A 22,866-nucleotide genomic window follows, 5' to 3' on the forward strand; every position below is an offset into this window, starting at 1 on the left:
CTACGCTCCTCCTCTGTAAACCGGCGAATGTGTTGACTTCTTTTAGCAAAGAACTCACCAGATTCTACCGGTGCTGTATTAACCAATCATTCCTGTCGGCATAACCAAATCCACTTTTCGCTCTGTCGGCATCTTGCTTTTCTGAAAAAGTACCCCATTTTTAATCGCATCTTTCCCAAATCGGAATCGAATCTGCTCAATCGCTGCGTCCAGCCGTTCCTGGCGATCCAGTGATTTCACGTCGGTGAATAGGTCGTATTGTATCGGACAATCCTCTTCAAACAGGTTGATTGCCCGAACCGTCACTGAACGAATCGGATGCTCCCACTGATAGTTCTTTGCAAACAGTGCAAATGCGGTTTTCGCCAGATAGGTAGGGCTTTGTGTCGGAATACCAATCCGGCACTGCCACTCTTTCGTGTAAAGCTCGTTGTTGCGGATGGAAATCGCTATTCCGCCAGCTTTCTTTTTTATGTGCTCGCAGCTTGGTTCCGATCTCCTGCACCAGTTCCAGCATGACACACCAGACTTCGGCGTTATTCTCCAAATCCTGCATGGTCGTTATTCCGTGCCCAATGCTCTTTACTGGGGAGACATAATCGGAACGCATAACCGGCGAATCATCCAGTCCATTGGCATATTTCTTAATCGCCAGTCCATTCTTTCCAAGGCGGCACTTCAAGAAATCATCCGATGTTGCAGCAAGCTCTCCAATGGTATGAATCCCATAACCGGACAGAACCTTCTCGGTCGCTCTGCCGACTCCAAGCAAGTCAGAGGCGGGAAGACACCAAATCTTCTCCTGGAACGAATCTGCTTCGATGCAGGTAATCGCATCCGGCTTTTTCATATCCGACCCAAGCTTGGCAAAAATCTTATTGAAGCTCACTCCTGCGGAAATCGTAAGTCCCAATTCAAACTTAACCGTTCTGCGAATCTCATCTGCGATTTCAAATCCGGTTCCCATGCAGCCGCTTCCGGTCACATCCAGCCAGCATTCGTCCATCCCATACGGCTCGATCTGATCGGTATAGCGACCGTATATCCCACGAGCCAGCTTTGAAAACTTCATATATTGCTCATAGTGCGGCTCCACGATCACAAGATCCTGGCACTTCTGCTTTGCTTGCCAGATTGCCTCTCCCGTGGAAACGCCAAACGCCTTTGCTGCGTAGTTCTTCGCAAGTACGATACCATGCCGTTCCTCCACAGAACCACACACTGCCACCGGCTTGTTCTTCAGTTCCGGATTCAGCATACACTCGACAGAGGCATAGAAATTATTCATATCACAGTGAAGAATCACTCTTTGCATCCTGTATTCCTCCTCTCCGTTCGTGAAAGCACGAACAACTTTTCACGAACGCATTGACACACAGCATTTCTTGTGATACTATAATTACACGAATTGTATTTCGTGTTTTCATCGTCATTATAGCAAGCACAGTTTTTCGTGTCAATAGGTTTTTATGAAAAAGTGTTCGTGTTCGTTATCAAAAAAGAAAGAGGTATTTCTATGGTCTTCAAAGAAAGGTTGAAAGAAAAAAGAACAGAAGCCAATTTAACTCAGGTAGAACTTGCAGAGAAGGCCGGTGTAACCGCCCGCACAATTCAGAATTATGAGCTTGGCAGCCGCAAACCATCCAATATGGTTACGATCCAGAAGATTGCGGATGCGCTGAATACTACTACTGAGTACCTGCTGGGAAGCAGCGGCACCTATGTCGTAGAAGCTCATGAAAAAGGCGGCGCAAAAGCAGCGAAAGATATTGAAGAACTGGTCAGCGAAGTGACCGGTATGTTCGCTGGCGGCGAATTAAGCGAAGATGCCATCGAAGGAGCTTATAAAGCTCTGACCGATGCCTACTGGATTGCCAAAGAGAACAATAAAAAATACGCCCCGAAAACGAGGCGTAAAAAATCCGATCAGTGATATGTATCGTACACACTTTTCGCTATACTGTAAACTGGAGGTGGTATGATGAATGCGGAACAGCTTTCACGGGTCGGTGAGAAACTGGTAAAACGCTGCGGTTCCAGAGACCCTTTTGAAATTGCAAGGCAGCTTGGTATCAATGTCATGCTTTGCGAAAATTTCGGTTCCCTGAAGGGAATGTACCGGGTGATTAAGCGAAATCGCTTTATTTTCCTGAATAACAGTCTGGATGAAAATATGCTGCGCATCGTGTGCGCACATGAATTAGGGCATGATCAGCTTCACCGGAATATGGCGAAAACCACCCCGATTCATGAGTTCATGCTCTACGATATGAAATCCAAACCGGAATATGAAGCGAACATCGTAGCAGCAGAGATTCTGATGGACAGCGATGAAGTCCTTCGTTACATCTATGAGTATGGATACACAGCCGAGCAGATCGCCAGTGCGATGTCCACCGACATCAATCTGGTTGCGCTGAAGGTAGCGCACCTGGCTACACTTGGCTATAATCTGCACGCGCTGGAACACAAGAGCAACTTTTTGAAATAACGTACCTTTGAGGAGTCTGGACTGGCTCCTCTTTTTTGTTGCACAAATTGTGCAGGCGGTGCTTGCACAATTATCAACCTAACATCTGCATTCCATACAATCTCGATATTGTCCTCCTGTTGTTCTGCGTTATGCTTTCTCCGTGCATTTTCGTATTATTTATTCTGCCATCTGACTTCGCCCTTGGACAGAAGCGGATAACAGATCAGCTGATCTGAATCCAGATTTTCCGCATGCATGTCAACCGCTGTGATCTGATGATTATCATAAGTCGTATAATAGTAAATACCTTTTGCTGTATTACAACAGGACGTGTATATCGTGATCTCATATTTGCCTTCTGTCACCTCACAGCATCCACGCTGCTGATCTACGGATCCTAAGATATGGAAGAACTGACTTACACTCTCATCCTCTTCTTCACCGGAGATCGAATTTAATTTTGTAAAGGCAACTTTCACAAATCTTGACTGGCTGGAAAGATCTCCAGGTATTCCCATTCCACCCATTCCTCTGCTATATGCATCAAGCTGTAATACTCCTGCAAAAGTACTCTCCGGCTGTTTTCTGGATACTCCGGCATAATTATTCAGTGCAAACATCTGACTCGGGAATGGTGGATTATTGGTAAGCACTCCTACCGGATTATCATATACATGCAGCCCATCTTTCATAGACTCAACAACGATACAGGAGTCTTTGTCTGCAATGATCCAGTGAAGCTGTGCTGTCGGCAGCTGTTCACTGAATGCTGTACCTGTCAGTCTCATTGCTGCCAGCTTCTCTCTCGCCTCTGCTACAGTAGCACACTGTGTAAGGATCCATGGGATGAACTCGAACTGTGCCACCTGGCTGACTTCTGTTTCATCTTCCGGCAAAGCCTCTTCATATGCCGCATTGCCGACAAAATTAAGACCTGCCATTCCAAGGCCTTTTTCATTAACAGCATCATAATAAAGCGGATAACCTTCTGCAACAAATGCCATTCCGATCAAAGCATAATGGCTTTTTATCTTCCCGGCAAACCGGAAATCAAATTCGTAATTTCTTGGCGTTATCGTGATCTGTTCCCCATAGGAAAATTCATAATCAAGCGTTCTGCCCATATAAAAATCTTTTGTTTTGTAAGTTGCTGCTGTACACATATCGAACACCTCTTCTTTCTGCTATAATAGTCCTGCAAACAATCTCATAAACAACTGTCCGAGCCATAAATATGCACTCCGTCCTGTGCGGTACTTTTCGGTCACTTCCCTGCATTCATTCGAGGATTTTTCTTTACACAATAACTCCATATAATTACCGGAATCAGACAAAGCCGAAAAAAGAAAGAAGATTAGGAACCGTAATAATTCTATTCAAATTTTCTTCCTGATTCACTTCACTCTGCATGTACGGTCACCTCACTTTCCTTTTTTTTAGGCATAAACCAATAAAATATAACACAAAATGCTAAAGCAAACACAACACCAAAAACATTTTGACTCACTCTAAGACCAACCGCTCCTTGTAGTCCATATGTCTCTGCAGCAATGGCTAAAGCACCAAATGTGTTAAATACTGCCTGCCAGCCATATTGTGCTGAAAATCCTACACCGATTCCACCAAGAATTCCTATATATGCATAGATTGACGAAGGAAGCAGAAAATATAATACTGTAAAACATATAACACCTGCAATATTTCCGACAATCCTTTTACGGACTCTGTAGTGCATATCTTCCATAGACGGCAAAATCACGGACATGGCCGCAATACCAGCCCACATTGCACGTGGCATATTACAAAGTTCTGCAATGCAAAGGACAATCGGTACGCATAAAATCTGACATATCTGCCATTTTGTTCTGGAAGAAGTGATATCAAATTCTTGTATCAGATCTTTCAGATTTCTTTTATAAGTTCTGTTTTTATGATTTCGATAAAATACGAAGCAGGTAAGTGCTGCACCTAAAGCCATTCCGACTAATCGCATCTGATAGCTTTTTCCCGTAACATCATAACCATATAGCAGCAGATACCCAAGAACCAATGTAGATTGATTAAACATGGATGGATTATGGCATCCGAACAGAATCAACACAGCCAGTGCCGCAATATTTAACAGCATTCCCAATACCGGTGAAAACTGATTTGCTAAATGCGGACATACAGTCATAATTACAAAGAACAAAGCCAAAAGCATCGTAGATTGTCCGGTGTGAATCCCCAGATCCGCATTCCTAAACACCATGAGACATAATAAGACTACTACACCTACAATGCTGTTCTCATTTCCAAATAGGATGCTGAAAATACTAACAAACAAAAAACAAAATGCCATTGTAGCAGCTATCTTCACCAGATATACCCACATATGATATAGTTTTTTCTTTTAGTGTTTCACTCTTTTTCAACAGGTTTTTAGAACCTGCCTGATTTAACTGCAACTCCTGATAAAATGTCATATAAATCCTCCCATCTTCTAATTTATCTTAAAACTAGATAATCTCATCTTTCTGCTTTGGCAGCTCTATAACAAATCTGCATCCACCATATTCACGGTTTTCTGCTTTGATTGTTCCTCCGGCACTATCTACAATCCGTTTTACAAGTGCAAGACCTAGGCCATTTCCTTCTGCTTTATGAGATCCATCTACCTGATAGAACTTGTCAAATATTCTGGATTTTACATCATCCTCTATTCCTGGTCCTTCATCTTCCAGAATGAACTTAACAGAATCCTGTTCTTGTTTCAGAAACATCGTAATTGTCCCCTTTGAAGGGCTGAACTTAATCGCATTATCTAAAAGATTTATCCAGATATGCATAAAAAGTCCTTCATTCGCAGTATATTTAACTTCCTCCAATTCTACCTGAAAACCAATTTCTTTTTCTGTCCATTTTGTTTCCAATGAAAGAACTGCCTGGCGGATCTGTTCATCCAGACGATATTCTGTTTTTTTCATTGGTATATTCTGATTCTCTAACTTGGATAACAGCAAAATATTACCAACCAATCCGGAAAGTCTTTGGGTGTTAAATAAGATTTTTTCTACATATTCCTCTTGATCCGGAGACAGTTCTTCTCCCTGAAGCAGCATTGTATATCCTTCAATGGCATTAATCGGGGTCTTAAACTCATGAGAAACATCAGATACAAAATCCATCTGCAGCACCTCTGTTGCACGAAGTTCTTTTGTCATAACGTTAAAACTTTGATAAGATTCTCCAACTTCTGCTATACGGCTATTCGTTTCCAAATGCTGTTCAAAATCTCCCCGAGAAACTTCCTTCATTGCTTTACTAAGTCTTGTAATTGGTTCTAGTAACTTTGCATTAATAAAGGAAGTGATCAGCCCTGCAATCAATGTATTGAAAATCAAAAGCCAGCCAAGCACAGGTATGCTGCCCGGCAGATTAAAAAAATGATTCAAAAAAGCAAATAATAAAGCAGATATGACTGTTGAAAATACAAGTGCCAGCCAGATTGCACCAGTCAGACAGGATCGAATCCGCAATCCTTTTTCTTTCTTTTGTTCCATTATTTTTTCACCACCTTGTATCCAATTCCACGCATTGTTACGATTTCAAAATCAGGGTTATCTTTCAAACGCTCCCTGATTCTTCCTATATGTACCTCTATCGTATGTGGGTCTGCCTCCGTCTCGTATCCCCATACTTCATCCATCAACTGTTGTTTTGTAAATATTCTGCCTGGCGAAGCTGCAAGCTTATATAAAAGCAGGAATTCTTTTTTAGGCAAAACAAGACTTTCCTTATCAGTTGTAACCGTCATTGCATCATAATCAAACTCTGTTGAACCGATCACAATTTTGTGTTCATTCAGTATCTGTGCACGGCGAAGCAGTGCTCCGACTCTTAAAACCATTTCATTCACATTTACCGGTTTTACCATATAATCGTCACTTCCCGAAAGAAATCCCTGGCGCATATCATCAAAGGAACCTTTCGCAGTGATCATAAGTACAGGTATCTGATATCCTGCTGAACGGAGTTCCGACACCAGTTCATAACCATCCATAACCGGCATCATAATATCAGAAATGATCAGATCAATATATTCCTTAACCAATACGTCTAATGCCTGTGCTCCATCCGATGCACTTTTGACTTGATATCCATTCTTCTCAAGCACTTTTTGGAATAGCTGGCTTAATTCTTTATCATCTTCTACAATCAATATTTGAAACACGTTTTCCTTCCTCCTTATTAAAACAGATACCTTGCCCATCCAAGCAGATGCTGTACCAAAAATATTTTTCTCTGACGTTTCTTTGTTAATTCGATTGGCTCTACATGATATGGATCACGATAGGTTCCATCTTCCAATACCTGGCGGGACACTCTTTCATATTCCATCATGCCCTCTTCCAACTGTTTATTAATATCTTTACTGCGAATTACAAGCATCAGTTCCGTATCCAGATATGCACTTCTCATGTCCATATTAAAGGAACCGATTACAGACAGATCATCGTCAATCAGAATACTTTTTCCGTGGTATGAATAACCGCCTTCATATTCCCAGATATTAATTCCTGTACTTAAGATTCTATTTCTGTTTTTTCGCATAATCGGCAGCTCCAAATGGATTTCCATTGTTGGCAACCGAATTGGTCATGATAGAAAAATCCGGAACTCTCTCCGCAATCTCTTTCCATGTATTAGACATCATATCATTGCAGATAATATATGGTGTATGAATTTTCACGCGCTCTTTTGCATTTTTCATTAGTTCTCCCAGTTGATACCAGACTACTGGTTCCTTGGGACCTGTGTGGATAGGATTTGACACTAATGCAATCTTTTCTGTCTCAAAAGTTTCGTCCGTGTAATCGGTATCGCAGATTCTTTCCTTATTCTCTTCAAAATATTTCTGATAGCCGTTCTGCAGCTCTAAAACTGCGTTCTTTACAGATTTTCTATTTGCCAGTTTTTTATTGTCATGAAAATAACCACTGTCTTCTTGTTCCCATATCGTTTCAAAATACTCTAACAACTGATTAACTGAATTTTCTTTCTCAGGTTCATCGCAAACCACTAACACATCTCTGTCATAGTTCTTATGTCCCAGAAAATCACCCAAGAAATAATTGTATGTATTTCTTCCACCAAGAATATATGTCTTACCATCTGCAATCAAATATTTATCATGCATTCTCCCCATCATCTTCCATGGTTTCAACGGATTGGCCTTATTATACAGTTTAATTTCAACATTCTCATGGGAAGATAATCCATAGAAATACGGATTTCCTTCCATATCAATCCAGCTCTCCATTCCATCTACTAACAGACGAATATGTACACCTCTGTCTGCCGCATCATGCAGTGCTCCTAAGATCAATTTTCCACTTTCATCGGATTGAAATGCAAAAGTAGAAAGAATAATTTCCTTTTTTGCATTCTTGATCAAACGCACTCTTTGTAAAAGCGCTTCTGGATTCTTTTCTATGATTACTGCCCGTTCTGTATTTTCACTGCATTCGTTCCATGACCCATTTTTTGTTTCTTTTTTGGTTGTATTGGACACTTCCGGCTGCTTTTTATATGCAACGCAGATTCCGAGCAATTCATAAAAAACCACACATAAAAAAATTGACAGTATAGCAAAAACAATTTTAAATATCTTACGTTTTCCCATCGCACATCACCTGACTTTTTTCATCTTATGTCTATACAATACAAAGTCAGCCTCAATTTAACCTCAACAAGGTTTGTTTTTTTCATCCATGCAAAATCTTCTTTGTACAACAGACTGTTAGATATAGCAAAAACGGCCTTTCAAAAACAGTTAACTTCTAAATCAACTGTTTTTTGAAAGGTCGTTTCATCAAATTCTTATAGCAATCCAGCAAATAATCTCATAAATAATTGTCCCAGTCGCAAATATGCACTTCGTCCGGTTTGATATTGGTCTGTCACATCACGACATTCTCCCATCGTTCTTATCAGATCATTTTTTATTTCCACAACTGCCTGACAATCTGCCATAAAACAGCCGTTTTCAAAATGGTGATATAAACTTCGATAATCCAAATTAATTGTTCCACAAGTTGCCATACAGTCATCTGCCACACTCATTTTTGCATGACAGAAACCAGGGGTCCACTCATAAACACGAACACCATGTTTAACTAATCCATGATAAAAAGAACGAGTTACATTATAAATGAATTTTTTATCAGGGATACCAGGTGTGATAATTCTTACGTCTACCCCTCGCTTAGCAGCCAGACATAACGCATGCGTCATTTCATCTGTTATGATTAGATATGGAGTCATAAACCAACAATATTTTTCAGCTTTATTTATCATACTGATATAAACTTCTTCTCCGACCTGCTCATTATCCATAGGACTGTCTGCATAAGGCTGAACAAAACCTGTTTGCTGTGCTTTATAATCGTAATGAATAATGTATTTACTAAAATCAGTATCATTCGTAGCTTTTTCACTAACAGCATTCCACATTTCTAAAAATGTCACTGTAAGCGACTGAACAGCATCTCCTTCTAAACGAATACCTGTATCTTTCCACTGTCCATACGGGTGTGTGTAATTAAAATATTCGTTTGCTAGATTATATCCACCTGTAAATCCGACTTTTCCATCAATAACTGTTATTTTTCTATGATCACGATTGTTCAAAAACAGATTTAAACCTGGCATAAACGGATTGAATACACGGCAATGAATTCCTATTGCCTCCATTTTTTTCACAAAATCTGTGTTAATAAAGCCTATAGAACCCATATCATCGTAGAATACTCTAACTTCCACACCTGCTTTTACTCGCTCTTCCAGAACATCTTGAATCTTATGCCATGCTTCAGCGTCTTCTATCGCATGATATTCCATAAAGATAAACTTTTGTGCTTTCTCCAAATCCTTAAGCTGTGCCTCTAATCCTTTCACTGCTTCATCAAAATACACAATATCCGTATTCTGATAGATTGGATACTGCGAATTTCTTTGTATATAACTTGCAATATTTCCTGCCTTCGGAATCGTTTCGTTTATTCTGTTTAAGCACTCCTGATTATCGGAAAGCATTGGTAACAATTTGCTATCAATTTCTGCATATCGCTCACGCATTTTATGTGTGCCGCCATTCAAACCAATCAATAAATATAGGCCTACACCCATAATTGGGAAAATTAAAATTAATATAACCCAAGGCATTTTCATGGAAGATGTCTTATCTGATGCATACAATCCCAAAACTAAAATTCCACTTAAAATCCTTGTAAATAGATTTATGATTTCTGCATATTCATTTAAGCGTGTTACAATAGTAATAATAAAAACTACTTCTAGAAGAATGCAGACTATGGAAAAACACAATCGTTTTACTCCGTTTTTTGTTTTCGCTTTTCCTTCTAAAGTATCTTGTTTCATATATATTCCAACCTTTCTACTCGATCAAATTTCTGCTTAAATTTCGTGGAACATACCAATTTTGTCTTTTATTCTCTGCATTTCATTATCTGCTTCAATGATAGCTTTTGCAGAATGAAGTAATTCTTCACTTATCTCATCATAGCCAGGCATTTCTTCAATTCCTTTTTTATAGCGAAGTTGATGTTCCAATGTTGCCCAGAAATCCATACCATTGGTTCGAATCTGTAATTCTACACGCATAGGTGTTTTACCCTTAGCAAAAAATACTGGTATTTCAACAATCATATGATAGCTTCGATAACCATTCGATTTTGGATTTTTTATATAATCTTTTATTTCAATAACTTTAATATCATCCTGTTGGGTAATCAAATCTGATATCATATAAATATCGTCAATAAACGCACAAACTATTCGAACGCCTGCTACATCATTGAGATATGTCTGTATATTTTCTGTTGTAAATTCATATCCCATCTTCTGCAGTTTATTGTAAATACTATTGGGCTTCTTAATTCTTGTTTTTATAAAAGAAATAGGATTTCGATTGTTCTCAACTGAAAATTCATCATCCAAAACCTCAAGTTTAGTTTGTATCTCCCGAATAGCACAACGATACATCATCATTAAATTATAAAATTTTGTAGCATTATTTAAAAACTGTAGTGATTCCGGACTGTCCATCCTGAGTTTTTTTACTTCATCTTTTGTCATGGAACTTTCCTTTCTACCTCATCCCTGATTTCAAAACATTATTTATTTTGATAGTTGATTCGTTCTCCTTGAATTACTGGATAACAAATCATTTTATCACTATCCAGATTTTCTACATGCATATCTACTGCACTGATCTGATGGTTTTCATAAGTATTGTAATAATACCATCCTTATGGCAGACCGTGGTTACGAAAGTTTTAATACCTTTGCACACCTGATCCGGAAGGGAATGTATTTCGTTATCCGCATGAAAGCGTTCCCGGTAATGCTTGTTCATCTTTTTCGGCGAGCCGGTATAGGTGAGCAGCCACTGCTTGCCCTTTCTGTCATTTTCTTTGCCATTTGCGGAATCTCCTGGATTTTTTGCTGATGACTTTGGTTTGCGCTTCTTCGGTGCCGTCAGCTCATAGCTCAAAGAAAGCAGGTCTTTGATGGCATCATCCAGTTCTGGTTTGCCAAGCTGAATACTGAGCCATTTTTCCTTGTTCATGTGATAGGCCGGAAAATAGCCGTCCTGCCCACGAAGAGAGCCGATCAGCAGCGGATCACTTTTCACATTAAGGACATCAACGATGCCTGCTTCCGGCAGTCCCAACTTATCAGCAGATACTTCCAGAACTACACCATACCATTTATTATTGTCATTGTGCCGCAACACCGCATTCCAGTCATGCCAGGGGTATTCCGGCTCTGTGCCGTACTGCTGGCGTATCCATATAAATAATTCTTGTCGTGTCATCTCTTATAACAGCTCACTTGCATCTTAAATTTTCTCTACAATCGCGTTTACATACAAGTCCGTCATATTTTCGCTCAATATATTATTCCGAATACTTCTTGAAATTCTCTGCTTGTTCCAAAACCTCTTTGTAAACATCATCAATGGTTACCGGAGGATAATCAAACTCATCCAGAAGCAAAATCAGGTCAACTTGCAAATTTGCCTTAATATCATCACGGGTAGACCAGTCAGTGTACTTAGCTTTATCATCGACAATGACCTTAATCCTTTTCGACAATTCGATCATCTTATCGTCCGGGTACTCGAACTCGTACTTCTTAGCAACCGCCTTGAGGATGTCATAGAATGCTTTTTCTTCATAGTCAATTCCCATGCCCTTGAAGGAATCTTTTTCCTTTTTAAGTTCTTCAAGGAGCTTCGCAAGCTGCTCTGCCACATCGTCAAGGACTTCGTTAGCGAAAGCTTCATCACGACGGCGATTATTGTACTCATCAACAACCCGCTTGAGGCGGTCCGAGAACTCCATGCCCATAATGCGGTTGACTTTTTTATACTCATCAATCGCTTGAGAAAGAAGCCTCTGCAATACCTTAATTTTCGTGTTTGGAAGCTGGATTGCATTGATCTTATCCAGATACTCATCGCTGAAAATATCAACTGAGATATGCTTTCCGGTTTCAAACAGCTCCTCTATACCATCAGATTGAATTGCCCCCTCAAGAAGTTCACGGACGCGGGCATTCATTTGTGAAATGTCGGGGGCATCACCCTTAGTGAGTTTGAAAAGAATAGAACGCACAGCACAATAGAAGTGCAGATAGTCCTTCTCTCTATCGGAAATTGCATCGCTGGAACTGCATAGATTGAACGCTTGCTTCATACGCTTGACAGCAGCCATAAAGCGAGTTTCCAAATCTTCCGTAAGCTGGACATACTCAACAGCACGGTTGAGGCAAGCAAGCTGCTCTTTCGGTGATCCGTTGAAGTAATCCGTACTATTGAAGTTGCGGAACATCTGTGCCAAAACATCAAGCTGGTCTTTGACAATCGTGACAGACTGTTCGACACCTTCAAACTCATCGGTTTCAAAGTTGGTGTACTTCTTGAGGGCGAGATTCATGTTTTTCTTGATACCGATATAGTCCACAATCAAGCCCTTGTCCTTTCCGGTATAGACACGGTTGACACGGGAAATTGTCTGAATAAGGGTATGCTGCTGGATTGGCTTGTCGATGTAAATTGTGTCAAGTGCCGGTACATCAAAGCCAGTCAGCCACATATCAACGACAATTGCAATTTTGAAGTTGGATTTAACGTTCTTAAACTGGCGGTCAAACTCCTTGCGATCATCCTTCGTTCCCAGCATTTCATAAAGCTCTGGCTCGTCATCTTTATTTCGCGTCATGATGAGCTTGATCTTCTCGATGGGCTTGAGTTCCTTTTTCTCTTTTTCCGTCAGTTGAACCCCGTCAGGGCAAACCTTTTTCTCTGCCCATTCCGGTCTCATTCCAACTATAATCTGATAAAAAGCGTATGCAATCTTGCGATTAGAGCAGACAAACATTGCTTTTCCTGCGACCGTAGCTCCTTCGGCAACGCGGGTCTCATAGTGGTTAATGAAGTCCTCCGCAACTGCATGAAGTCGGTCAGGATCACCGATGATCGCATCAATATGAGCAACCGCCTTCTGGCTTTCCTCAATCTGATGCTCATTTGCACCTTCAACAGCACAACGGTCATAATAATCTTCAATTTCCCGAACCTTTGCCTGATCAAGAGTAACCCGTGCAGCGCGTCCGTCGTAGACAAGGTTGACTGTGATACCGTCTTTGACCGCCTCTGTCATTGTGTAGGCATCGACAACTGGACCGAAGACTTCAATCGTACCATCCACGGGCGTACCGGTGAAACCGACATAGGTTGCATTAGGTAGAGAGTCATGTAGGTATTTCGCAAACCCATAGGTTCGCTCTACACCTTCAGCAGTGACCTTGACTTTTTGATCGAGGTTTATCTGACTACGGTGCGCCTCATCGGATATGCAGATCACATTTGCTCTATCGGTCAGAAGCTCCAAGTCCTCGGTGAACTTCTGGATAGTGGTCATGTACACACCGCCGCTTGTTCTGCCTTGAAGTTCCTGACGCAGTTTTTCGCGGGAATCAATGCTCACAACGGTTTCGTCACCAATGTACTTTTTGGATGCTACAAACTGTTTTGAAAGCTGGTCATCCAAATCAGTTCGGTCGGTAATAATCAGGATTGTAGGGCTATGGAAGAAGGTACTCTTCATAAGCATTCTGGTGAGGAAGAGCATGGTGTAGCTTTTTCCGCAGCCTGTCGCACCAAAGTAAGTGCCGCCCTTGCCGTCGCCTTCCGGTCTGAGATGCGCCTTGATATTCTCAAACAGCTTGACCGCAGCAAAATACTGAGGATATCGGCAAACAATCTTAAGATCTTTATCTGAGCTATCAGGGAAATAGACAAAATCCTTGATAACCGCCAAGAGCCGTTCTTTGCGGAATAGTCCACTCACCATAGTTACAAGGGAATTGATGCCATCCAATTCCTTATCGTCAGCCTCAATCTTTCTCCACGCATAGAAAAAGTCATACGGAGAAAAGAAGGAACCGTATTTATTATTTGCACCATCGCTTATGACGATGAAGGCATTATACTTGAATAGTTCAGGAATATCACGGCGATAACGCACGGTGAGCTGAGTATAGGCGTCCATGATCGTTGTATTTTCTTTGACTGCGCTCTTGAACTCAAGCACAACAACAGGAATACCATTGATGAAGACAATCCCGTCAGGTATGCGTAGCTGGTTGTTGATGCCTTCAATTTCAAATTGATTGACGATCTTGAACACGTTTTTCTCCGGCTCATCGAAGTCGATCAGCTCAATATAAAGGTCCTTCTTTGTGTGATCCTCGCGGTTGAAGATGAAGCCGTCACAAATCATTTTGCAGACAGCTTTGTTTGCCTCGTAGATCGTGCCGGAAATAGACCTCAGGCGAAGGATGATGCTATCAGCTTCACTTGGGGTAAGCCCTTCTGTGGCATACCTATTCAAGAGGTACTTCCGCAGATCGTCGATAAGCAGAACCTCAGAGCGTTCACGATGAATCTGCTCACCATTCAAATAGATATATCCTTCATCCTGAAACAACTCCATAATGGACATTTCAAGAGAATGCTCATTGAAGTTCGCCATTATCATTTCCCCCTAACCGCCTCTGCATTTCTGCTTCAAAGGCTTTTTCTCTTTGCTGGAAGTCATACTCCTGATACTTCAATCCCAAACGTGTCAGCATGAGTGTACCTTCCCAGTCATCAATGTTCGAGTATTGCGTTGCATGGTTTACGTCAGTGAGAACGCCGAGAATCAGACCCGTACAATCGAGTGCAAAGTCTATCATTTCCTGCACATCCGGATATAAAATAGGATGACGGTCTGTCAGGTTTTCATTGCTCAATATACGCTGTTCATCGTTGTGGGCATAGAGCTTATTCCGTTGCATTCGGATATTCTCTCTTTTTTTTTCTTAGCGCGCAGAACCGTTTCTGATACAAGGCTAAAAACTCAGGAAAAGTCAAATCAACCTGAACAGGGATAGTTTCAGCATCTGGAGCATCAAATATAGCAAAAAGATGTCTGCTCATCTCGACATGTTCCTTAAAAAAGAGTTCCTCCTGTGGTTTTAGCTGGTGCTGATATGGGATTTGATAGGAATACGTTGTCCCCTCATGTTCCACGGTCATTGTTTCTCTGTACTCAGGAAATAGGTCTTGGTTTTCCGCGCATTTTGCAAGGAGGGTTCCAATGGACACGACTCCATTTGAGCTATCATACAGTTTGGCAATCTCCATAAAGCAGGCTTTCATCAAAGCTCCGTGGATCGTTTGATAGAACGCTGGTGACAACTTCATTTCTTCCGCGTATTCATGCTGGTTCTTTCGATACTGCTGCAAGATGAGGTAATAGGCTTTTGCGTCAAAAGCTCCTTGATGAAGCTCTTCGGCAATTTTGATCAGCGTATCCTTATCCATTTTTATCCCTCCCTTCGTAGATAAATGATAATTTAGCGGCTTAACTAACCAGACGGCTAAGTAGCAGCTCCCTAATCGTTTCGAGCTTCCGTATTTCTTTCTCGTTGTTCAACTTTCCAGCAAACAGAGGATGAACAACAGAGTTGAATCTATCCAGAACCTCACTATCAGGGATGGTAATTGGAAAGCTCTTCAAGTTTGCTTGATTGATTTTGGGCTGGGCAGCTCCCGTAACAATTGGTGACATATTTGTGTTGGACAAAAAGAGGTACAGGCTATCTTCGGTGAATCCAGCTTTACCTTTTTAGAATGTGAGCGTGGTTGTTTGCCCAGAACTTCCCAATTATATGTTGCAAAAGAGGATGTCCACTATCGTCAACGACATAAATGCCGTCTTCACTCAAAAGAAGGTACTCGCCGTCAAAGATGTAATCATCCACATAGTCTACTATTGAAACTGCACCATAATAAGGATATATACGCGCCATGTCTGCCCGTTCTAACGAAGAGAGCGGTTTCCGCATTGAGTCAAAGAACTCGGCAATTTCATCTACGCTTCCAACCCTCCATGAAATTGGGCAGTTTCCGCCAAACGGTTTATACTCAACAAACCACGCTTTGTAAACTGCTTGCGCAGTCGCAAGCAAATTATCATTTAACCGCCGCTTTAGTTCGATACGTTCTGTGATGGTCTGATACGCCCTCACAATGCTACGTTGCTTATCAATAGAGGGAACAGGCAGTTCCACTTTGCAAAGTTCATCCCAGTCAAAGATTTCTCTAACACTTCCGTGAGACATATATCTGGCGTAGCGATCAAACTCCGGTCTGCTAAACCAAAGCATAAGGTATTCTGGATCAAGCTCATTCTTATTCACAACCTCAAACACGGTATATGAACTTGAAATAATGCAGTCCTTATCTCGTAAAAGGGCAATTGAAATCTTTTCGCCATTCCGAGACGTAACAGGGCCGTATGCAAATTGCCCAGTACGAATAATCTTATAGTTCGACAAGTCTGTTCCAACAATATTCGCAATGGAGGGAATAAATTGCTTGCTGATGCTGACACCAAGCAAATAATCAACTCTCAAATCCCTGTTTCGTTCGTCAACCGGCTGAATGAAATCTCCAAGCAACCTATATCCTTCTTTCATTGTGACACCTCACCCTATGTATTTTCTGTGTGCCAGCTTGACATTTTGCTGTTTGACCATAGCGTAGTGCATAGTCGTGTCGATTTTCTGATGTCCTAAGAGCTGCTGGACTTGCTCTATGGGCATTCCTTTGTCTATGGCTGATGTTGCCAATGTTCTTCGGAACTTATGTGGATGGACACGAGGCAAATTTAGCCTTTTTCCAAGTTCTCGAAGCCGTCTTTCTACACCGCCGATTTGCAAACGGTCATGCGGTGCGGTCAGCGAGACAAGCAACGCTGAACAGGTGTCTGTGCGGCTTTCCAGATAGTTTTGGAGATGGATTTTTGTCCTAGCATCGAAATAAACGATCCGTTCCTTACTTCCTTTTCCGAAAACAACGCATTCCCGTTCATTGAAGTTGATGTCATCACGGTTAAGGGCAACCATCTCACCAACACGCATTCCAGAGGACGCAAGAAGGTCTATCATCGCAAGATCGCGGACATTGCAGCAGTTGTCCCGCATGATTTCCAATGCCTCATCGGTGTAGGTTTCCTTGATCACCTTTGCCGTTTTTACTTTGTGAATCCGGCGTACCGGACTTTTCACGATGTAGTCCTCATCCTCAAGCCACGAAAAGTAGCTGGACAGGATGCGGCGGATATTATCTATCGTGACCTTGCTTGACTTACGGTTTGTCTGATACTCTGTTAGGTACTTTCGCAAGTCCTCAGTTACGATCTCTTGTGGCTCTTTGTCAATGCCGGATAGCATTGACACAATGGTCTGACGGTAATAGCTCAAGGTTTTTTCTGAGCAGCCTTCAATGCGTTTTGCGTTGATGAAACAGACAACCGTGTCGACCTTTGCGCTTTCTACCATGCCCGCGCTGTAACTTAGCTCTACGCCACTCAGCACCCCTTCAAGGACGCTTTGAAGTTGTTTTAACTGTGCGTTGTTCAGAAACGGAAGCATCTGACGCTGCACTTCTTGAATCAGTTGTTTTTTCATTGTCGTATCTCCTTTGTTTATTCTCAGAGAACGACTTTTCAGTGGCAGTTCTTAGGGTAAAACTCTCGCCACTGGTGAGAGTAATGGACGGTAAATGATAATTTAGAGGCGCAAACACAGGCTCTTTTTGATGAACTCTTCCTTCGGGATGGAATGCCTGATTGCACTCTCAGCGAAATTGCTAATGTGAATCCAACTCGAACATTGTCAAAAGGCTGCATCGCTAAATGCTATGATATGTCCTGCCTTCCGACTCGTGGCTGCATCCCAGAAGGCGGCGAAATGAAAGCCTATAATGGCGGTGTCCGGTTCCAAAATGGCGACACCCTAATTGCGCGTATTACTCCTTGCCTCGAAAATGGCAAGGCAGCGTATATTAACATCCTCAATGACAAAGAGGTTGCTTTCGGATCCACGGAGTACATTGTGTTTTCTCCGGTTGATACGATGCCATCTTCATTTTACTATTTTTTAATCCGAAGCAAGAAGTTTCGGACTTTCGCATTACAATACATGAACGGTTCGAGTGGACGTCAGCGAGTATCAGGCGATGAACTTGCCGCGTTCCCTTTGACCAAGCCGTCGCACGAAGCACTTTCTCGGTTTGATATGGTTGCAAAACCTGTTTTGGAACAGTTTAAGGTGGCTTCCCTGGAAATCAACCGCTTGAATGCGCTTCAACAGCTTATTATAGCTTCAATCTCAAGCCGCTAAATTATCATTTTCCGATCTTTTTAAAGCAATGCGGTCGGTGATTGCACGGTAGGACTCGACGATTTCACATTGTCTCGCGTAGGAAGGAACAGGGAGCTTTATACGGCAAAAATCATCCCATGTAATTCCGCCTCGAACACTGCCGTCCGTCATGAACCAGCACTCGCGATCAAACTCCGGTCTGCGAAACCACATCATCAAATACTCTTCATTCAAGATGTCGCGATCAATAATCTCAAACATGAAATATGCCGGAGATACTATTGCGGGGCTACCTTTCTCATAGAGCGCAATCGGAAGACGTTCATCGCGTCCAACGTGCATTGGGTTACAGGCAAACAGTCCCTTGCTGATTAGCTTATACCGGCTCAAATCTGTGCCAATTACATTTGCGACGGAAGGTATAAACTCTTTGTCGATGCTTATGCCAAGAACAGTGCTGGTGACTTCCTCGGAGTTCCGATAATCAACAAGCTGAATATGTTTACCAAGGGGTTCATAATTCGATTTCATAGCCCAGCTCCTTAAACACGGTCAACAGGTCAGCCTTCGACTTCTCTTCTGCAACAAGCAGATCACGAAGCTCGCTTTGCAGCATCTTCATTTTCGTATCAAAGTCGATATTCTCATCACGGTTTACAAACTCAATGTAACGGCTCGGAACAAGGGTAAAACCCTTCTCTGCAACCTCATCAAAAGATGCGCTGTAACAAAACTCAGGCACATTCTGATAAGTTTCTTCATAGCCTTCCTGCTGCCATGCGTGGTAGACGCTCGTGACCTTCGCACGGTCTTCTTCTGTCAGTTCAATGTACTTCTTTTCATAGGGGCTTCCCATTTGCCGCAAGTCCATGAAAAGAATCTCCCGCTCACGGTTACGGAAGCGTTTTACCTCGCTATTTTCTTCAACCACACGAGCCTTTTTGTTCTTATTCAGAATCCAAAGCGTAACGCTGATGTCAGTGGTGTAGAAGAGGTTTCGGGGAAGGATGATGATTGCTTCAACGAGATTGTTCTCGATGAGCTGACGGCGGATTTTCAGCTCTGTGCCATCGTCAGAGAGTGCACCGTTTGCAAGCAGGAACCCAGCAACACCGTTCTGAGATAGCTTTGAAACGATGTTCAGAATCCAGCCATAGTTTGCATTGCTCGTGGGTGGAACTTCATAGCCGTCCCAGCGCGGATCATCAGTCAGCTCATTATCACCACGCCATTCTTTCTGGTTAAAAGGCGGGTTTGCCATAATGTAATCTGCCTTGAGGTCCTTGTGCTGGTCATTGGTGAATGTGTTCGCTGCCATTTCTCCAAGGTTTGCAGAGATGCCGCGGATAGCCAGATTCATTTTGCACAGCTTATACGTTGTGTTTGTATACTCCTGACCGTAGATAGAGACCTTCTTCTTGTTGCCGTGATGTGCCTCCACGAACTTCATTGACTGCACAAACATACCGCCAGAACCGCAGCAAGGGTCATAGAGAATGCCATCATATGGTTCAATCATTTCTGCAATCAAATTGACAATGCACTTCGGCGTATAGAACTCGCCCTTGCCTTTGCCTTCCGCAAGTGCAAACTTGCTCAGGAAGTATTCGTAAACCCGCCCGATAATGTCATTCTCTTTATCGCCCGTGTTGATCTTATCAATCTCGTCCAGCAGTGATGCCAGCTTTGCTGTGTCGATGTGAAGACGTGAGTAGTAGTTGTCCGGCAGTGCGCCTTTCAGTGCGGGATTCGCTTTCTCAATCGTATAGAGGGCGGTGTCAATTTTTAACGCAATGTCATCCTGTTTCGCATTCTCCATGATAAAAGACCAACGGCTGATCTCAGGCAGGAAGAACACGTTGTCCTTCGTATAGAAGGCAACATTGTCAACAAACTTCTCACCGTATTTTTCAGAAATAGCTTTCCTTTGTGCCTCAAACTTATCACTGGCAAACTTCAAGAAGAAAAGACTGAGAACGACGTGTTTGTATTCTGCTGGCTCAACAGAACCACGGAGTTTATCTGCGGACTTCCACAGAGCTTCCTCCATAGAAATTTCTTTCTTAGGTTTAGATGCAGCTCGCGCCATATTGATTTCTCCAATTCATTTTAATATATCTCGCATTCATATACACTACTTTGTAAATATCAGTTTTCGAGGTTTTTGCATAATAATCCAGTTAATATTATAGACTTATCAGCGAACAAAGTCAATTTAGAACCACTCTTCTGCAAGCAGGGCTTTCGTGACACGAAAGCGATTTTCTGCTTGTTGGGGAATCTCCCCAATCCCCATAGAACGCTGCCTGCGGCATCGGGCTGCGCATCCGTTCCGGATGCTTTAACGGCAGTTCCTGCCAAAGAAAAAAGCCCGGTGCAGAATGAGCATTACGCCCACACTGCACCGGACATTCCATCATCGACTGCTTTGTCTATTTTCTTCTTCCTGCCGAACTTCCTGCTCATGCAACTGCTCTTTTTTCTGCTCATCCTCTTTCAGGATTTCTTGCACAATCTTCTGAGCCACAAGCCAATCCTGCATTTCCGATTTGGTCTTGCGGTACTCTGCATAGGAGCTTTTCTTTCGTTCCAGAAGCATCGCATACTCTGCGTTCAGCTCGCTGATGCGCGGGAGCTTTTTGTCAGAACCGTTCTCTTTCTTATAGGCATCAAACGCCTTTTTTCGCTGCGCTGCGTAAGGCCAGCGTATCCCGATGGGCTTCATAGAACTCTCGATTGTAGCCGGATGCCTTATACGCAGCGAAAATATCTTTTGTTTTGGCATAATTGATTAGATGCTTCCGCAACACTGACACTTCCGACATCCGTGCCTCATCTGCCTTTACAGATTCCAGCAACGCATCACATTTTTCAGAAATTCCATCTGCCTTTTCTTTCAGTTCTGCATAACTCTTGATTCCATGCTCCTCCATGAACATCATAGCTTTTGCCATTTGCTTCAGATTAAAGACTTTCGCCCAGCGCGCATACCCTGCGCCTTTGCCCGCCTGCATTTTGGCACGGATATCAATAAGGAACGACAACTCCGCCTTCTGATGTACCTGCGCCGACCGTGCGCTTGTGCGGTTTTTTCTCTGCAAATTTACTTTTATGAACCGCGTTCCCGGCAATCACTTCGCAGAGTTCTTCAACCGAATATCCTTTGCCAAGAGAGCGGAAACGAGCAAATCTGGCGTGGCCTTTCCCCCGCAGGGCAGGCTGTTTTCCATCTTTATACTCGTACCCTGCTTCCTGCAAAATTTCAATCAGTTCCCGGAAGTCTTTTGGTTTTCTTGCCAATGCTGCATCAATGGCCTCGCAGATTTCATCCCGCTGCGATTTTTTCTCCGGGTATTCCGTTCTCTTCTTCCGCTCTGCATAGGGCTTCCGGATAATGACCGATAACCGGTGTTCCAGGCAGACGATATCACTGAGCCTTGCCAGTGCAAGACCGGATAAGCGAAAATCTCGGAATTTTCTGGTGCAGTCCAATGTAGTCGAATTAAAAATAATATGGTTATGAATGTGCGCACGATCAACATGGGTAGCCACGATAAATGCATGTTTTCCCTTTGTGAATCGCATGGCCGTCTCATATCCAACCTTGTTTGCCTCCTCTGGTGTGATTTCTCCTGGCTTAAAGGATTGCCGAATCTGATATGCAATCACATCATGCGCCTGGGTTCTTCCCGTGATATGCTCATACTGCCGTTTGGAAAGTAGGAATTCTTCATCACAGGTCTTTGCGTCACAGGCATACGCGCTGATATATTTTCCATCTTCCGTCTTTGCTGCATTCTCAGTATAATCAGTACGGTCAGCCAGACACTGCGCCACCGTCTTTCCTTTATTAATATGCAGCGCAATTAGTCTTGTAGCCGCCATTTTCATATTTCTCCATCTAAAAAGAGCTACCCGAAGGCAGCTCTTACCAATCTACTATTCTCATTTTAACATCCGTTCCCGGTCATAAGCCCCCTGCAAATAAACGGCCTGCTTGATGATTTCTTCCATATCGAAATAGACGCACATAATGCTTTCGTACAGCTTCCACACATTAGATTCGCTGCCTCCCACCATTTCCATCAGCTGGTCTTCCATCTTCGATTGCTCAGACTGTTTTTCCTGATAAGCTGTCTCTTCCACAAAATGATTCTCTCCATCTGTTTCCTCGTACCGTAAATCATAATAATCTTTCATAAACTGAATATCCATCTAATCCCTCCTGAACTCAAATTGTCAAAACATCCTCTACACACTCGCACAGCCGTTCCATCAGTTCCATGATGCCGCCCGCACCAACCGCAGCTGCGAACAGCCCCATCTCAATCAGGGTCAGCAGGAACACATCCGTCCAGCTCGCCCGAACCACCGAATAGATACCGCAGCCAAGAACAAACAGCATAACCGGCGAAAGCACCCACAGGGATAGCTGCATCAGCAGATTCCAGATAAAGCATAGAAATCGCAGCAGAAACGCAACCGGCAGCAAGAGGATTTTCAGCACCAGCTTCAACAAAAAACATACGATCTTCATGGATTTCACCCCTTCGTTTTTCTTTTTCATCTTCATTTTACTGTACCCGCTTGCCAAACACCACGATGTC

The 22,866-nt window shown here is 42.5% G+C and carries 19 protein-coding genes and 7 pseudogenes; 3 read left to right on the forward strand and 23 right to left on the reverse strand.

Annotated features, from left to right (window positions below; translation table 11 throughout):
- Positions 1 to 78: 78 nt before the first annotated feature.
- From RJD28_14875 to RJD28_14885, 3 genes and pseudogenes are all read right to left on the reverse strand, one after another.
- Positions 79 to 306, reverse strand: a complete 228-nt coding sequence (locus RJD28_14875; GenBank protein WNV59678.1) for a hypothetical protein — start codon at positions 304 to 306, stop codon at positions 79 to 81.
- Between the two features lie 6 nt (positions 307 to 312).
- Positions 313 to 522: pseudogene (locus RJD28_14880) on the reverse strand (hypothetical protein).
- A gap of 391 nt (positions 523 to 913) precedes the next feature.
- Positions 914 to 1,315, reverse strand: a pseudogene (locus tag RJD28_14885) (DNA polymerase IV).
- 201 nt (positions 1,316 to 1,516) lie between these two features.
- Between RJD28_14885 and RJD28_14890 the strand changes: the two are divergent.
- Positions 1,517 to 1,933 (forward strand): helix-turn-helix transcriptional regulator, encoded by a 417-nt coding sequence (locus RJD28_14890; GenBank protein WNV57494.1) that lies wholly within the window; start codon positions 1,517 to 1,519, stop codon positions 1,931 to 1,933.
- Between the two features lie 48 nt (positions 1,934 to 1,981).
- On the forward strand, positions 1,982 to 2,491 hold the full coding sequence (locus RJD28_14895) for an ImmA/IrrE family metallo-endopeptidase (protein WNV59645.1): 510 nt from the start codon (positions 1,982 to 1,984) through the stop codon (positions 2,489 to 2,491).
- Between the two features lie 155 nt (positions 2,492 to 2,646).
- Here the strand turns inward: RJD28_14895 and bsh are convergent, their stop codons facing one another.
- The 15 genes and pseudogenes from bsh to RJD28_14970 form a co-directional block, all read right to left on the reverse strand.
- Positions 2,647 to 3,636 carry a choloylglycine hydrolase gene (gene bsh, locus RJD28_14900; GenBank protein ID WNV57495.1) on the reverse strand — a complete coding sequence of 330 codons (990 nt, stop codon included), beginning with the start codon at positions 3,634 to 3,636 and terminating at the stop codon, positions 2,647 to 2,649.
- 116 nt (positions 3,637 to 3,752) lie between these two features.
- Positions 3,753 to 3,883: pseudogene (locus tag RJD28_14905) on the reverse strand (CDP-alcohol phosphatidyltransferase family protein).
- Positions 3,873 to 4,938, reverse strand: a pseudogene (locus RJD28_14910) (FUSC family protein). Before RJD28_14910 ends, RJD28_14905 begins: the two co-directional pseudogenes overlap by 11 nt.
- A 33-nt stretch (positions 4,939 to 4,971) precedes the next feature.
- Positions 4,972 to 6,015, reverse strand: coding sequence for a HAMP domain-containing sensor histidine kinase (locus RJD28_14915; protein ID WNV57496.1), 1,044 nt, complete (start codon positions 6,013 to 6,015; stop codon positions 4,972 to 4,974).
- The gene (locus tag RJD28_14920; GenBank protein WNV57497.1) at positions 6,015 to 6,725 is read right to left on the reverse strand and encodes a response regulator transcription factor; all 711 of its coding nucleotides are present in this window, start codon (positions 6,723 to 6,725) and stop codon (positions 6,015 to 6,017) included. The genes RJD28_14915 and RJD28_14920 overlap by 1 nt, the downstream gene beginning before the upstream one ends.
- Positions 6,704 to 8,138 (reverse strand): annotated as a pseudogene (locus RJD28_14925) (phospholipase D family protein). The gene RJD28_14920 and the pseudogene RJD28_14925 overlap by 22 nt, the downstream one beginning before the upstream one ends.
- Positions 8,139 to 8,335: 197 nt before the next feature.
- Entirely contained in the window at positions 8,336 to 9,895 is a 1,560-nt protein-coding gene (gene cls, locus RJD28_14930) for a cardiolipin synthase (protein WNV57498.1), read from the reverse strand.
- A 36-nt stretch (positions 9,896 to 9,931) separates the two neighbouring features.
- Positions 9,932 to 10,612 (reverse strand): GTP pyrophosphokinase family protein, encoded by a 681-nt coding sequence (locus tag RJD28_14935; GenBank protein WNV57499.1) that lies wholly within the window; start codon positions 10,610 to 10,612, stop codon positions 9,932 to 9,934.
- A gap of 38 nt (positions 10,613 to 10,650) precedes the next feature.
- Positions 10,651 to 10,785: pseudogene (locus RJD28_14940) on the reverse strand (linear amide C-N hydrolase).
- Complete coding sequence (locus RJD28_14945) at positions 10,737 to 11,354, reverse strand: MmcQ/YjbR family DNA-binding protein (GenBank protein ID WNV57500.1); 618 nt, start codon at positions 11,352 to 11,354, stop codon at positions 10,737 to 10,739. The pseudogene RJD28_14940 and the gene RJD28_14945 overlap by 49 nt, the downstream one beginning before the upstream one ends.
- Before the next feature lie 82 nt (positions 11,355 to 11,436).
- Positions 11,437 to 14,577, reverse strand: coding sequence for a type I restriction endonuclease subunit R (locus tag RJD28_14950; GenBank protein ID WNV57501.1), 3,141 nt, complete (start codon positions 14,575 to 14,577; stop codon positions 11,437 to 11,439).
- Positions 14,561 to 14,884: a hypothetical protein gene (locus tag RJD28_14955; GenBank protein ID WNV57502.1), complete on the reverse strand. Its 324-nt coding sequence runs from the start codon at positions 14,882 to 14,884 to the stop codon at positions 14,561 to 14,563. Before RJD28_14955 ends, RJD28_14950 begins: the two co-directional genes overlap by 17 nt.
- On the reverse strand, positions 14,871 to 15,413 hold the full coding sequence (locus RJD28_14960; protein ID WNV57503.1) for a hypothetical protein: 543 nt from the start codon (positions 15,411 to 15,413) through the stop codon (positions 14,871 to 14,873). Before RJD28_14960 ends, RJD28_14955 begins: the two co-directional genes overlap by 14 nt.
- A 296-nt stretch (positions 15,414 to 15,709) precedes the next feature.
- Entirely contained in the window at positions 15,710 to 16,570 is an 861-nt protein-coding gene (locus RJD28_14965; protein WNV57504.1) for a restriction endonuclease subunit S, read from the reverse strand.
- Positions 16,571 to 16,579: 9 nt separating this feature from the next.
- The gene (locus tag RJD28_14970) at positions 16,580 to 17,563 is read right to left on the reverse strand and encodes a tyrosine-type recombinase/integrase (protein ID WNV57505.1); all 984 of its coding nucleotides are present in this window, start codon (positions 17,561 to 17,563) and stop codon (positions 16,580 to 16,582) included.
- A gap of 282 nt (positions 17,564 to 17,845) precedes the next feature.
- On the opposite strand from RJD28_14970, the gene RJD28_14975 reads away from it, so the two are divergent.
- The gene (locus RJD28_14975; protein ID WNV57506.1) at positions 17,846 to 18,277 is read left to right on the forward strand and encodes a restriction endonuclease subunit S; all 432 of its coding nucleotides are present in this window, start codon (positions 17,846 to 17,848) and stop codon (positions 18,275 to 18,277) included.
- Here RJD28_14975 and RJD28_14980 read toward each other — a convergent pair.
- The 5 genes and pseudogenes from RJD28_14980 to RJD28_15000 form a co-directional block, all read right to left on the reverse strand.
- Positions 18,266 to 18,790 (reverse strand): restriction endonuclease subunit S, encoded by a 525-nt coding sequence (locus RJD28_14980; protein WNV57507.1) that lies wholly within the window; start codon positions 18,788 to 18,790, stop codon positions 18,266 to 18,268. The two genes, RJD28_14975 and RJD28_14980, sit on opposite strands and share 12 nt — an antisense overlap.
- Entirely contained in the window at positions 18,774 to 20,348 is a 1,575-nt protein-coding gene (locus RJD28_14985; protein ID WNV57508.1) for a class I SAM-dependent DNA methyltransferase, read from the reverse strand. The genes RJD28_14980 and RJD28_14985 overlap by 17 nt, the downstream gene beginning before the upstream one ends.
- A 327-nt stretch (positions 20,349 to 20,675) precedes the next feature.
- Positions 20,676 to 22,144: pseudogene (locus tag RJD28_14990) on the reverse strand (relaxase/mobilization nuclease domain-containing protein).
- A gap of 60 nt (positions 22,145 to 22,204) precedes the next feature.
- Complete coding sequence (locus RJD28_14995) at positions 22,205 to 22,474, reverse strand: protein BART-1 (GenBank protein ID WNV57509.1); 270 nt, start codon at positions 22,472 to 22,474, stop codon at positions 22,205 to 22,207.
- Between the two features lie 16 nt (positions 22,475 to 22,490).
- Complete coding sequence (locus RJD28_15000; GenBank protein ID WNV57510.1) at positions 22,491 to 22,832, reverse strand: hypothetical protein; 342 nt, start codon at positions 22,830 to 22,832, stop codon at positions 22,491 to 22,493.
- Positions 22,833 to 22,866 lie beyond the last annotated feature (34 nt).

The organism is Oscillospiraceae bacterium NTUH-002-81, from assembly GCA_032620915.1.
Taxonomy (GTDB): Bacteria; Bacillota; Clostridia; order Lachnospirales; family Lachnospiraceae; genus JAGTTR01.